This is a genomic window from Kitasatospora sp. NPDC058046 (assembly GCF_042885595.1).
Lineage (GTDB): Bacteria > Actinomycetota > Actinomycetes > Streptomycetales > Streptomycetaceae > Kitasatospora.
The window spans coordinates 1-13062 of sequence record NZ_JBHVRS010000028.1; the positions used below are offsets into that span (position 1 = coordinate 1).

Sequence of the window (13062 nt, forward strand, 5' to 3'; positions counted from 1 at the left end):
CGGCCCCCACTGGACCACCCTCACCAACGCCAAAAACACCTACGACCCCACCCACACCCTCACCCCCGGCCAAAACATCTTCCCCTAACACACAACAAACAAGCTGAAGAAGAGAGCACGAGACCCGGGATCGGAAAAGCGGACACCAGTCCGTGAATCCGAGCCGGAAACCCGGGCCCTGGGAAGAGAAAAAGAGCACGCACCGCACGAAGAATAGAAGCGCGAATGAGCCGGGCACTTCACGTGCTTCCGGCTCATCGCGCTATCCGTCCGAACTCGCGGCCCCGTACAGGTGCCGGAGCCTCACGCCCCTCGACCTAGGCGGCCCACTGTTCACGTTCCATGGCGATCGCGCGCTCGTCCGCGGGCCATGCGTGGTAGAGGTCGGGGCGACGGTGAAGGCGGCGTCGCGGCACCGGAATTGGTGGGATACGCCATCGACGGTGGTGAGCGCCTTGGCGCGGACCGTCGTACCAGTCAAGCTCGACGTACACGGGCTCGAAGCCCACTACTCCGGCGCCCCGGCCGCTCCGGCATCCCGGAGGCGCCCGCCGGTGCTCCCTGGCATCATGCGGTCCGCGACCGGGAATCAGAACCGGATGCAACGGGCAGGTGTCGTGGGGTGGGTGAGGGTGCGATGGACGTCGGGACGGAACCGGTCATCAAGCCGAGCAGGCGGGCGGCGCGGCTCCGGGCGGCGGGGCGGGTGCTGATCGTGCTGGTGGGGCTGGTGCCCGTCGTGGCCGGGTTCCTCCTCTTCGTGCGCACGTACGACGTGACGGTGGCGTACCGGACGGCCCCGGTGTGCGGGACGTCGGCGGCCGGGGCGGGTGCGGACTGTCTGCGGCTGGAGAGCGGGCGGGTCGTGAAGAAGAAGGTGGACACCGACCGGGAGAACGACCTCAGTTCGTACAAGCTGGTCGTCGCGCGCGAGACCGCGGGCTGCGACGAGTACGACGTGGGCGAGCCCTTCTTCCAGGACGTGGAGGTCGGCACCACGATCGACGTGGGGGTCTGGAAGGGCGAGGTCGTGCAGATCTCGTTCCGCGGCCACCGGGCGGTGAAGCCTCAGCTGCCCTGGCTGCCCGTCCTCGGGGTCGCGCTGCTGATCGGCGTCGGCAGTGCGGCGGTCGTCCACGGTCTGCACCGGTCCCGGGAGGGCCTCAGGGACGTGGTGCAGGTCGGGAGCATCGTGTTCACCGTCGGGTCGTTCGCCGGTTCCCTCGTCCTCATCGGGGCGTTCCAGTGGTCGTTCCCCGTGACGATCACGGTCGCCGTCCTGGCCTGGTTGAGCACCGTCGCGGCCTGTGCGGTGGTCGGCAGCCTGTCCTTCGGGCCGGCCCGGGCCGGTGCGTGACCGGAGGGTTCGGGAATCGGCTTGCACTGACGCAGGATTGTCAGGTTATCGCCATGGGAAGGGAGCAGGCCACAGACCGTTCCCTCCGGAAGGACCCCCGTGCACCGCACCACCGTCAGAACCGCCACCGCCCTGCTCGCCACCGTACTCGCCGGTGCGGTGCTGGGGGCCGCGCCCGCCGGGGCCCGTCCGGCGGGCGACAACCGTCCGGCGGGCGACAAGCCGTCGACACGTCAGGTGGAGGTGTTCGCCGAGGACGGCGGCATCTCCCGGGCCCAGGCCCCGGCCGTCTCCCCCTATCTCGCCGACCGCGCCCAGGGCGTGGCCCCGATGCGGGGCGACGGCGACGTGACGGCGCTGGTCCGCAACGGGGAGCCGGCCGCCAAGCTGGACGTGGTGGTGATCGGCGACGGGTACACCGCGCAGGAGCAGGACAAGTTCCGCGCGGACGCGGCCCAGAAGTGGCGCGAGATGACCGCCGTGGAGCCCTACGCCAGCTACCGCGCGCTGTTCAACGTCTGGGCGGTGTCCGCGATATCGCCCGAGTCCGGGGTGACCGGGGATCCGGACCAGGGGACGGTGCGGCACACCGCGCTGGGCTCGTACTTCTGGTGCGACGGCGTGGAGCGGCTGCTCTGCGTGGACGAGAAGGCGGTCGAGTCGTACGCGGCGAAGGCCCCGCAGGCGGACCTGGTGCTCGTGGTGGCCAACAGCACGAAGTACGGCGGCGCCGGCTACAACGACGTCAAGTCCCCGCTCGGCTACGAGGGGATCGCCACCGTGGCGGGCGGCAACGCGAAGTCCGGGCAGATCGCGGTGCACGAGACCGGGCACTCGCTGGGCAAGCTGGCCGACGAGTACGCGTACGACGGCCAGGGGACGTACCAGGGCAGCGAGCCCACCGAGGCCAATATCAGCACCCTGACCGCCGACCGGATGCGCCAGCAGGGCACCAAGTGGTCGCGCTGGCTGGGCCAGGCCTCGCCGGACGGCGGCACGGTCGGCGCGTACGAGGGCGGCGGCTACTACCCGACCGGGCTCTACCGGCCGACCGAGAACTCGATCATGCGCTCGCTCGGACGGGAGTTCAACCTGCCCGGGCGCGAGGCGATGATCGCGGGCTTCTACCGCCACGCCACCCCGCTCACCAGCCCCACCGCCAACGGCAGTCGGCTCACCGCCGCGGACCGCCTCACCGTCGATCTGCCGGTGGCCGGCACCCGGCTGCGCTGGTACCTGGACGGGAAGGAGCTGCCCCGGCTGGGCGGCCGCACCGCACTGGACCTGGCCGAGCTCAAGCTGACCGGGCCGCGCTCCCGGCCGCACGTGCTCACCGCGGTCGCCACCGACCCGACCCCGGCCGTCGCGGACCCGGCGCTGCGCGCGAAGCTGACCGCGAGCCTGTCCTGGACGGTGACGCGCTAAGCGCGTTAAAGGCGCCGGAACGCGCCGGGAGGCGCCAACACGACAGGATGCCGCCGTCCCGCCCACTGGTCGACAGGGGCGGGACGGCGGCGTCACGTTCGCCCCTGCCAGCGCGGCCCGCCCCTACTCCTCCTCGTCGAGCCTGGCGAGCCGGGTCGTCACATCGTCGGCGAAGCGGGCGAGGAGCCGGACGAGGTCGTCGCGGTCCTGCCGGGGCCAGTCGCCGAGGGCGTCGGTGAACCAGCCGAGCAGGAAGGCGAGGTAGCGGTTGACGGCCTCGGCGCCGGCCTCGGTGGGTTCGATGAGGCGGGCCCGGGCGTCGTACGGGTCGGGGATGCGGCGGGCGAGGCCGTGCTTCTCCAGGATCTGGACCTGGCGGGTGATGTGCGGGCCGACGACCTGCATGCGGTCGGCGATCTCGCCGATCCGCAGGGGTCCGTCGGCCGTGCGCAGGGTGACGAGCACGCCCACCGCGGGCCGGTCGCGCCCCAGGCCCGCCTCCTCGACGGCGCGTTCGACGAGGCGGCCCCGGGTGAGGGCGGCGCTGAGCCGGGAGATCCGGGTCAGCGCGGCGAGGAGGTCGGGCCGCGGCTCCCCCGGTTCGCGGGTCTCGGGGGAATCGGAAGCCTTGACGGAGTCGGGCGCCTCGGGGAACCCGGGGGTCTCGGCGGGCTCAGGAATCTCAGCGGGCATGGCGCCTCCATGTTGCATACCTAAGTTAGGTATCTGTATTGTGGGGGGTGGCCACCGCCCGCGAGGGCGACGTGCGACCTCCATAAAGATACCTGAGGTACGTATCTTTCCGCTCGTCCAGGTGCGTACCACCGACGTGCCGGCGGGGATGCCCGCCGGGAAGGAAGTGAGAGGCCATGAACACCGTGTCACGCCCCGCCCGTCGCGTCCTCGTCTCTGGGGCCAGCATCGCGGGGCCCGCGCTCGCGTACTGGCTCGACCGGTACGGATTCGAGGTGACCGTCGTCGAGAAGGCCGCCGCCGTGCGCGGGGGCGGCTACGCCATCGACGTCCGCGGGCCCGCCCGCGAGGTCGTGGAGCGCATGGGGCTGCTGCCGCGCCTGCGCACCGCCCACGTCGACAGCCAGCGAATCACCTTCGTCGATTCCGTCGGGCGGACCGTCGGCTCGCTGCGCCCGGAACAGCTGACCGGCGGCGCGGCCGGCCACGACCTGGAGGTCCGGCGCGGCGACCTGGCCGACGCCCTCCAGGAGCCGCTGCGCGGCCGGGTCGAGTTCCTCTTCGAGGACTCGATCGCCGCACTGGAGGACGACGGGGAGGCCGTCCACGTGCGGTTCGACAGCGGCGCCAGCCGCAGCTTCGACCTCGTGGTCGGCGCGGACGGCCTGCACTCGAACACCCGCCGGCTGGTCCTCGGCCCCGAGGAGGCCTTCCACCGCTACCTCGGGCACGTCTTCGCCGGCTTCACGCTCCCGAACGAGTTCGGCCTCGTCCGCGAGGCCGTCGTCTGGAACGACGTCGGCCGCGGCGCGGTCCTCAACGCGCACGAACCCGCCGACCGGCTCCACGGCTTCCTCACCTTCACCCGCGACGACCCGCCCTTCGAGGCCTTCCGCGATCCGCGGGCCCAGCGCGAGCTGGTCGCCGCGCGGTTCCCGGAGCGGGTCTGGCACCTGCCGCGCCTGGTGGCGGCGATGCGGGACGCCGAGGACCTCTTCTTCGACGTCGTCAGCCAGATCCACCTGCCCAGCTGGTCGCACGGGCGGGTGGTCCTCGCGGGCGACGCCGCGCACGCCACGTCGTTCCTGTCCGGCCAGGGGTCCAGCCTCGCCCTGGTCGGCGCGTACGTCCTGGCCGGCGAACTGGCCGCGCGCTCCGACCACACCGCCGCCTTCGCGGCCTACGAGCGCCGGATGCGCCCCTTCGCCGAGCGCAACCAGGCGCTGGCCACCGGAGGCGGCACGTCGGTGGCGCCGCGGACACGGGAGCAGTTGGAGGCCCGCAACGCCGTGGTGCGCGATCCGGAATCCGCCGCGAGCGAGCTGGCGACGCCGAGTGCCCGGACGGCCCGGGCCGCCCACTCGGACCTGCGGCTGCCGGACTACGCCGGACGGCTGTGACGGTCAGGACGATCGGGCGACGGACCACCGGTGCCGGCCTCCCCACGAACGGGGAGACCGGCACCGTCGTCCCCGGCCGTTACGGCAGCGGGATGCGCACCACCTGCGGGTCGTGGTCGCTGAGCTGCGTGCTGAACTCGCTGTTGATGTGCACGATGTCGTAGCTGTACGACGTGGCCGCGAGCGCGCCGGAGATCAGGATGTGGTCCAGCACCTGCGAGTTGCCCTCGTACACGTAGGTGTAGCGCTCGGGCAGCGGCAGGGTGCGCGGCAGGTCGGTGAGCGAGCCGCCGGCGGTGAGGATGTCGGCGGTCTGCGAGAACTCGAAGTCGTTGAGGTCGCCGAGCACGATGACCGAGGCGTTCGGGTCCACGGCCAGGATCTGGTCGGTGAAGCCCTTCACCGCGGTCGCCTGGGCGTGGCGCTGGGTCTCCGAGGGGTGGGCCGGCGGCTGGTAGCGGCCGAAGAGGGGCTGGTCGCCGCCCTTGGAGTTGAAGTGGTTGGCGATCACGAAGACCGGCTTGCCGTTCCAGCGGAACTCGCCGGCCAGCGGCTTGCGGCTGGAGTTGAACGCCGAGTTGGTCGGGTCGATCCGCCCGGGCGAGTAGGCGAGCTGCGGTGTGCCGCCCGCGTTCACCACGGAGTCGGCGGTGGTGGATCCGGCGCCGGGGCGGTCGGTGAAGGAGAGGCCGCGGTCGGTGCGGAACAGGAACACCTGGCGGATGTTGCCGCCGGGCTGCCCGCCGTCCTGGCCGTCCACCGGGTCGATCTCGCGGTAGGAGTAGGAGGGGCCGCCGGCCGCCGTGATGGCCGCGGTGAGCTTGGCCAGGGTCTGGGTGGCGCTGACCGTGCCGTCGTCGGTGGCGCCGCTGTTGTCCTGGATCTCCTCGAGGGCGACCAGGTCGGGCGAGCGCAGGTTGGTCACGATGCCCGCCGCGAGGCCGTCGAACTTGCTCTGCGGGTCGGAGGGGGCGAGGTTCTCCACATTGAAGGTGGCCGCGGCGAGCTGCCCGGCCGTCGGCGCGGCGGTGGTCTCGGGCGCGATGCCGCCGGAGGTGACCGCCGGGGTCGCGGTGACCTGGAGGGTGAAGTTGCCGAAGGCGTAGTCGAGCACGCCGACGGTGGCGCCGGTCAGGGTGTCGCCGACGTTGGCGGTCGGGGTGGGCGCGAGCGCCTTCCCGACGACGACCCGCTCCGGGTTGCCGTCGTTCGCCTGGAGCAGGATGCCGCCCCGGTTGGTGCGGGTGGTGCTGCCCGGCGGGACGACGACGAGCTCGCCGTACTTGTTGGTCGGGCCGACCACGGCCGCGTTGTCGATCTCGACCCGCATGCCCTCCAGCGACCTCCAGAAGTCCAGGCCGTCGGTGGCGGGCTGGAAGTTCCCGGCCGCCTCGACGTCGCCGGAGGTGACGCTGGAGATGACCGCGGACGGGGGCACCCGCCCGCCCTGGCCGACCACGGTGGCGGCGGGCAGCGCGACGTTGTGGGCGACCACCGTGACGGTGGGCGCGGTCAGTTCGGTGATCGACAGGTTGGTGGTACCGCCGGTGCCGCCGGGGCGGTACTGGGTGACGGTGGCGTTCACCGTCACCGAGTCGCCCACCGCGACCGAGGGCGCGCCGGCGGTGTAGACGTAGATGCCCTCGCTGGTGCCGGGGTCGTTGTCGGGCTGCGGGTCCTGGTACCAGAAGCCGTTGGGGCCGACGGCCGTCACCACACCGGGCACGGCGCTGACCGCGCTGCCCGCCAGCGGGGAGGTGCGGGCGGCGCCCTGGATGTCGTGGATGCGGGTGCCGGCGGGGTTGCCGCCGGTGCCGGTGGAGGAGGAGTTGCGCGGCACGGGCGCGGTGATCGCGAAGTCCGCCGCGTTGTTGTCGGTGTCGGTGGCGCCGCCGCCGGTGCGCAGGGCGGCGGTGGAGTTCGACAGGTTGCCGGTCGGCGTCCCCTCGGCGGAGCTCGCGCCGCTGCCGTAGCCGACCAGGTCCTTCACCCCGGACTGGCTCGCGCAGCCCGAAGTGCAGGTCAGCGCCGTGCCGTTGGTGACGAGGGCGACCTTGCCGGAGGTCGCGGACATGGCGATCGTGCCGGTGGCGTCCGGCGTCGGCAGCGCGGCGCCCGTACCGGCTCCGGCGGCCTCCTGGACGAGGAAGTAGCGGCCGGGCGCGATCGTCCCGGAGAGGGTGGTCCGCGACCAGCTCCCCCCGGCGGCCGAGGCGTACTGCACCGTCCAGCCGGTGACGGACACCGGCGCGGTGCCGCGGTTGTACAGCTCGACGAAGTCGTTGGCGTACGGGGCGCCGGAGTTGCCGCCACCGCCGTACACCTGGCTGATCACGATGTCGGGCGACGCGGCCTGCGCCACGCCGCCGGGCAGCGCCACCAGCGCCGCCACCACGGCCGCGGCGGAGGCCGCCGCGAGCGTCCGGCGCCGGAACCGCGGCGCTCTCGGGTTGATCCGGGGGTTCGGGGTGCTCCGCATGAGGCTGACTCCTGACCACCGTCCGGGCGCGCGGCCCGGCGGTTGTGACCACGGATGGGAAAGTGGGGCGCTGAGGTTCTAGCAGTGCCACCAGATCCCTACCGGTCGCGTCGGGCAACGGCCAGACGTACGGCGGAAGAACGTTTCTACGCGCGACAAGTGGGAGACCCTGCTCCGGATCCAGGCGGTCAACTGCCGTCTTTTGAACGTTTGTTGATTCACCGAAACAACAGGAACAGCACGGAGCCCGGGCCCGGCAGCGCCCCCGCTGCCGGACCCGGGCCGGTCCTCGTCGTCCGTGTCGCCCTCGCCGCCCGTCCCGGCTCAGCCGGGGCGGTGCTGCGCCGCCCCCGGCACCGGCCGGGGCGGACGCCGGCGCAAGGGCGCCAGTTCGCGTTCCAGGGCCCGCACGTCCAGCGCTATCCGGGACGCGGTCTCGCGCGGGCCGGTGCCGGCGGGCAGCCGTCGCGACCACGAGCGGGGCTTGGCCGGGCCGTCCTGGACCATGTGGAAGTTGAGCCGCAGCACGTCGGCGACGTCGACCAGGCTCACCAGGATCCTGGTGTCGGCGAGGTCGATGCAGACTTCGTTCCCGATGCACGAGCAGGCCACCAGGCCCTCGATGGCCTCCTCCGCCAGATATCTGGCCAGGGGTACCGCCTTCCCCCGCACCAGAAACGGACGTTCCACCGGAGTCACCGGAACCGCCTCCTCCCCAGCAGCTGTACGGTGCTCGGCCGCGGCGCAAGCGCACCGCAACGGACCGGGCCCGGCCTATGCTCCACCACATCGGACCGGTTCGCCAACTCGGTGTCTCACCAAGTGAATTGGGAGAACGCACCGGACCGGCGCACCGGCGCACGCCCCAGCGCACCGGGCCGGCCCCGGCAGCCCGGCCACGACGGCGGGCGCACGGCCCCGGAACGCGCGTGTGCCCGCCCGCACGAGGCGGACGGGCACAGCGGCGAGGCGCGGAACCGGGCGGGCCGGGGCTCAGCGGCCGCCGCGGCCGTACAGCACCAGGGAGCGGGTCAGCGCGAGCAGACCGCCGGTGCAGAGCGCGGTGCGGAGCATGTTGACCGGCACCCAGCTGTCCGCGAACTTGGCCCGCACGGCGGCGAAGTCGTGGATCTGCGCCGGGTCGCCGGCCGCCGCCAGCTCGTTGTTCAGCGGGATGTTGACACCCATGGTGACGATCAGCGCCACCACGTACAGCGCCGTCGCCAGGCCCGCCCAGAGCGCCGCCTGGCGCCGGCCGGCCTTGTGCAGCAGCCAGGCCGCCAGGCCGGTCGCCGCGAAGGCGCCGACGAAGACCAGGCCGAACAGCCCGTTCTCGATCGACTTGTTGATGTGCTGCATCGCCGTGACGTAGGTCCGGTCGTCCCCGGCCGCCAGGCCCGGCATCACCGACACGTCGAAGGCGAAGAACAGCCCCGCCATCAGGCCCATCGCCACGGTGGAACCCACCAGCAGCGGCCCCGCGGCCTTGCTCTGTCCGACAGCCCGCACCGAACTCCCCACCCCCGCACTCCCGATGGCCGACGGCGCCGTGTACGACAGCGGAACCGCGGTCTGATCCGAACGCATCCCAGGACCCTCTCAATCTTCCGGCCCCGCGGAGTGCGGCGCCGACGAACGTGGAACTCTCGACACCGCCCACCGTGCGGCGCGCCGCGCAACGGAACCGCGACAACCGGAACCCCGGCCCCCGGCAGGGCACTTGCGGCACCCGGCGGTGCCGCGCCCGGCCGGGGCCGGCGCACCTCGCCGCCCCGGCGAACACGGCGAAGAGGCCGGCTCAGAGCACCGCGCCCAGCCCGCGCCGGTACCGCCGGTCCAGGACCGTCCGCCCGAGCAGCCGCACCGGGGCCGGGATGGTCGCCGAGACCGCCCGGACCGAGGCCGCGTCCGCGCCGTCGAACATCCAGGGCTGGAGGTAGGTCATCACCTGGGTCGGCGCGCTCCCGATGATCCGGCGCTCGACCCGCAGGTACTCGTCCACCGACAGGCCGGCCAGCGCCGGGAAGACCACCGGCTCCTCGTGCCGCAGGTGCTCGCGCACCAGGCTCTCGAACGCCTGGGCGGCCTCCGGGAGTTCGGCGCGCAGTCCGGAGCCGAGCACCCCGGCGACCCGGCGCATCGAGGCGTCCAGCGCCTCGTGGTCCTCCTCCAGGACCCCGCTGCCGTCGAAGCCCGCCACCCGGCCACGCAGGTACGGCCAGAGGATCTCGTCCTCGCTGTGGTGGTGCCAGTCGATCACCGAGCGCAGCCGCCCGAACCACTCCGCGAGCGCCGCGGCGGAGCCCGCCGAGCCGCGCTGCGCGGCGGCGGTCAGCCGTGCCGCGTCCCGGCGCATCGCGACGTGCATCAGGCCGAAGCCCTTGAGCTGCTCGGGCAGGGCGCGCAGCCCCTGCTCCGTCGACCAGACCGTTGTGCCGTCCGTCATGACCAGACCTCCAGTGTCCGTTCGGATTCCCTACCAGCGCCCGCCCGGAGACGGGCGGTCGGAGCCGCCCCGGACGGGTCGGCTCACGCGTTCCACACGCCCGAGGCGGCGGCCTCGCGGGCGTAGTCGGCGAAGTCCCGCGGCTCGCGGCCCAACGCCCGCCGCACCCCGTCGCCCAGCGACGCGTTGCGGCCGTCCAGGATCACCGAGAACAGCTCCGCGAAGTCCGCCGGCAGCCCCGCCGCCTCCAGCACCCCCCGGTACGACTCCTCCGACACCGCCTCGAACCGCACCTCACGCCCCGTCGCCGCCGACAGCTCCACCGCCACGTCCGAGAACGACAGCAGCCGCGGCCCCGTCAGCTCGTACACCTCCCCCGCGTGTCCCGCCTCCGTCAACGCCGCCACCGCCACGTCCGCGATGTCCTCCGCGTCCACGAACGGCTCCACCGCACCACCCACCGGCAACGCCAACTCCCCCGCCAGCACCGGCTCCAGGAAGAACGACTCGCTGAAGTTCTGGTTGAACCACGCGCACCGCACCACCGTCCACGCGGCCCCCGACTCCATCACCGCCTTCTCCCCCGCCTCCGCGGCCTCCTCACCGCGCCCCGACAGCAGCACCAGCCGCCCCACCCCGCGCTCCGCCGCCAACCGCGAGAACGCCCCCACCGCCTCCACCGCACCCGGGAACGCCAGATCCGGGTAGTACGTCAGATACGCCGCACTCACACCCTCCAACGCCCCCTCCCACGTCCCCTCGTCGTGCCAGTCGAACGGCACCGCACCCGAACGCGACCCCACCCGCACCCCGTACCCCAGGGCCGTCAGCCGGTCCGCCACCCGACGACCCGTCTTCCCCGTCCCACCGACCACCAGCACGACACCGGACTCGACCGCGAGATCCACCACACCAGCCATCACACACACCCTCATTCCAAGACTCGGAGGAATCACCGACGACCGGTCCTTCGGAGGCGCCGGTTGCGCCCGATCGGTTCGTCGTCGTGGCACCAATTCAAATCCCCCCTGGCCCGGCGATCCATAGCCGCCGCTCTCAGTTCCATGCGCGAGCGTCTACGCCACCGGTACGTCACCGACCAGCGGCGCTCCGCCCACCCACGGCCGTCGAGCCGTCCGCGGCCAGGGCTCCCCTGCCACCCACCACAACACACCCCACCCCCGGCAGAAAGCCCTTTCCAGCACCTCTCGACCCCTCCTCGACCGCGTGGGGCAATCACCGCGCGGTGCGTCCGCAAAGGGCCGAGGGGAAATCGGGGGGAACCGCGTCGGTCGGCCGGATCCGCATTCCCGCCACACCGGGACCGCGGAATCCGTCGCCGTCACCGATCGCCCCACAGTACGGGCCCGTACGAATATCGTCCGGGCCGGGCGGCCCGGTTCCGCCCTGGGTGCGGCCCGCCGCCCCGCCGGCCCCCCTTCGGCCCCGCTCGGACGTCGAGGCCGCGCCGACCTGCCCGAATACCCCCGTGGCCCCGGGGCCGGGCGAGTGGCTGGGACCTGTCGAATCCTTGAACCGGTCTATCTGACGGATCATCAGACTTGTTGTGAGTTAGGGAGATTGTCCGTGCACGGGCTCCCGTTCCATGGCTAGCATCGGAAATCCATTCTGTTCGAGCGCTAATCGCCTGGGAGGGGCGGCGCCGGACAGACCGACAGGAGACTTCTTCATGCGCGTGTCCAAGCACGTCCACCCCGTCAGCAGCCGCCCGACCGCGGCCGATGTCGCCCTGCCACCGGCACTGCCCTACCCCGACGGCTGGTCCGCACTCGCCTTCTCCGCCGAGCTCAGGCCCGGCACCGTCCTCACCCGCCAACTCGCGGGCGAGGACGTCGTGCTGTACCGGCTGCGCAACGGCCGCCTCCGCGCGATCCGCCCGTACTGCCCGCACCTCGGCGCCCACCTCGGCCTGGCCGCGGTCGAGGGCGACCACCTGGTCTGCCCCTTCCACCGCTTCGCCTTCGACGCCGAGGGCCGCTGTGTGCGCACCGGGTACGGCACCCAGCCGCCCAAGGCGGCACTGACGCCGCTGCCGGTGCGCGAGGTGAACGAGGCCGTCTTCGTCTGGCGCCACCACGACGGCCGGGAACCGGACTGGGAGATCCCCGCCTGGCACCGGATCGACGACGGGCGGCAGCCCCTGCGGTACACCTCCTTCGAGATGCCCGGCTACGCCCAGGACGTCATGGAGAACTCCTTCGACCTGGGCCACTTCGTCACCCTGCACGGCTGGCCGCAGGGCGAGTTGGTGAAGCCCGTGGAGTTCGACGGCACCACCTTCCACATCTCGATGCTGGTCCGGGAGACCTTCCCGCTGCTCGGCCTGCGCGAGGTCCAGGTCGAGGTGGACGGGTACGGCCTCACCGCCCTGCACACCGACGTGCACACGCCCTCGCTGGGCCTGGAGATCTGCTCGCTGGTCATGGCCACCCAGGTCGCTCCCGGCCGGATGCAGCTGCGGCAGGCGAGCCGCTTCGTCATGTCGGAGCCGTCCGGACTGCCGCCGGTCGTCGCCCGGACGGTCAGCCGGGCGGTCACCAGGCTGCTGGCGGGCCCGATGTTCAAGCGCAACCTGGAGTTCACCGCGGCCGACTTCCCGATCTGGTCCACCAAGCGGTACATGTCGCCGCCGAAGCTCGCCCCGGGCGACGGGCCGATCGGCGCGATGCGGCACTGGGCCCGGCAGTTCTACCCGCTGGACCACCAGGCGCACCTGCCGGGGCCGGCCGCCCTCACCGACCGGGACGGGCCCGGCGCGAACGGGAGCAGCACGCCCGACGGCGCCGCGAACGGGCACGGCCCGAACGGGAGCAGCACGCCCGACGGTGACGCCGCCCCGAGCCGCACCCCGGCGGAGGCCCCCGGCACCGCCCCCAGCGGAGCCGCCCGGAGCTGAGCCGGCCCCGGCCACCCGCCGCCCCTCTCCGCCCAGCTCCGTCGTCCCGACCTGGAAACGGGCGTGCCGGCTCCGGAGAGCGAGAACCTTCCTCGGCGCCTGGCAGGGCACCCTGGGCAGCCAACAGACCTTCGTCAAGCCGGACTTCGCGATCACCATCACCCAGGGCCGGACCAACGACCCGGTCGCGCAGATCCACAACAACGAAGCGGGACGAAGCACCCCCTGTTCCGCGCGCGGCGGGGGGGCCCCCCCACCCCCCCGGGGCGCCCCCCCCCCTACCGCGGCCCCGCAACCCCCCCCAAAGCCCCCCGCACCCCCCCCCGCCGGGGCCGGTGGTAAACC

11 protein-coding genes are annotated in these 13062 nt (G+C 72.8%); 5 read left to right on the plus strand and 6 right to left on the minus strand.

Translation table 11 applies throughout. The features are described 5' to 3' along the window. From ACFVU7_RS38245 to ACFVU7_RS38255, 3 genes are all read left to right on the plus strand, one after another. On the plus strand, positions 1–88 hold an 88-nt coding region (locus ACFVU7_RS38245; RefSeq protein ID WP_388046659.1), incomplete at its 5' end, for a hypothetical protein. Positions 89–637: 549 nt separating this feature from the next. Continuing rightward, complete coding sequence (locus ACFVU7_RS38250) at positions 638–1357, plus strand: hypothetical protein (RefSeq protein WP_388050493.1); 720 nt, start codon at positions 638–640, stop codon at positions 1355–1357. 99 nt (positions 1358–1456) lie between these two features. Continuing rightward, positions 1457–2782 carry a M64 family metallopeptidase gene (locus ACFVU7_RS38255; RefSeq protein ID WP_380745628.1) on the plus strand — a complete coding sequence of 442 codons (1326 nt, stop codon included), beginning with the start codon at positions 1457–1459 and terminating at the stop codon, positions 2780–2782. A 123-nt stretch (positions 2783–2905) separates the two neighbouring features. Here the strand turns inward: ACFVU7_RS38255 and ACFVU7_RS38260 are convergent, their stop codons facing one another. Beyond that, the gene (locus tag ACFVU7_RS38260; RefSeq protein ID WP_388050496.1) at positions 2906–3475 is read right to left on the minus strand and encodes a MarR family winged helix-turn-helix transcriptional regulator; all 570 of its coding nucleotides are present in this window, start codon (positions 3473–3475) and stop codon (positions 2906–2908) included. 176 nt (positions 3476–3651) lie between these two features. Between ACFVU7_RS38260 and ACFVU7_RS38265 the strand changes: the two genes are divergently transcribed. Next, positions 3652–4875, plus strand: coding sequence for an FAD-dependent monooxygenase (locus ACFVU7_RS38265; RefSeq protein WP_388050499.1), 1224 nt, complete (start codon positions 3652–3654; stop codon positions 4873–4875). A gap of 79 nt (positions 4876–4954) precedes the next feature. Here ACFVU7_RS38265 and ACFVU7_RS38270 read toward each other — a convergent pair whose 3' ends face one another. The 5 genes from ACFVU7_RS38270 to ACFVU7_RS38290 form a co-directional block, all read right to left on the minus strand. Beyond that, positions 4955–7354 carry a lamin tail domain-containing protein gene (locus tag ACFVU7_RS38270; protein WP_388050501.1) on the minus strand — a complete coding sequence of 800 codons (2400 nt, stop codon included), beginning with the start codon at positions 7352–7354 and terminating at the stop codon, positions 4955–4957. A 324-nt stretch (positions 7355–7678) separates the two neighbouring features. Then, the gene (locus tag ACFVU7_RS38275) at positions 7679–8044 is read right to left on the minus strand and encodes a hypothetical protein (RefSeq protein WP_143204557.1); all 366 of its coding nucleotides are present in this window, start codon (positions 8042–8044) and stop codon (positions 7679–7681) included. Between the two features lie 303 nt (positions 8045–8347). Further along, entirely contained in the window at positions 8348–8863 is a 516-nt protein-coding gene (locus tag ACFVU7_RS38280; protein WP_388050504.1) for a DUF1772 domain-containing protein, read from the minus strand. Positions 8864–9152: 289 nt separating this feature from the next. Continuing rightward, positions 9153–9800 carry a hemerythrin domain-containing protein gene (locus ACFVU7_RS38285; protein ID WP_049653942.1) on the minus strand — a complete coding sequence of 216 codons (648 nt, stop codon included), beginning with the start codon at positions 9798–9800 and terminating at the stop codon, positions 9153–9155. A gap of 83 nt (positions 9801–9883) precedes the next feature. Beyond that, positions 9884–10720, minus strand: a complete 837-nt coding sequence (locus tag ACFVU7_RS38290) for an NmrA family transcriptional regulator (protein ID WP_181970918.1) — start codon at positions 10718–10720, stop codon at positions 9884–9886. 770 nt (positions 10721–11490) lie between these two features. On the opposite strand from ACFVU7_RS38290, the gene ACFVU7_RS38295 reads away from it, so the two are divergent. Continuing rightward, positions 11491–12717 carry a Rieske 2Fe-2S domain-containing protein gene (locus ACFVU7_RS38295; protein WP_388050507.1) on the plus strand — a complete coding sequence of 409 codons (1227 nt, stop codon included), beginning with the start codon at positions 11491–11493 and terminating at the stop codon, positions 12715–12717. The last annotated feature ends 345 nt before the right edge of the window (positions 12718–13062 follow it).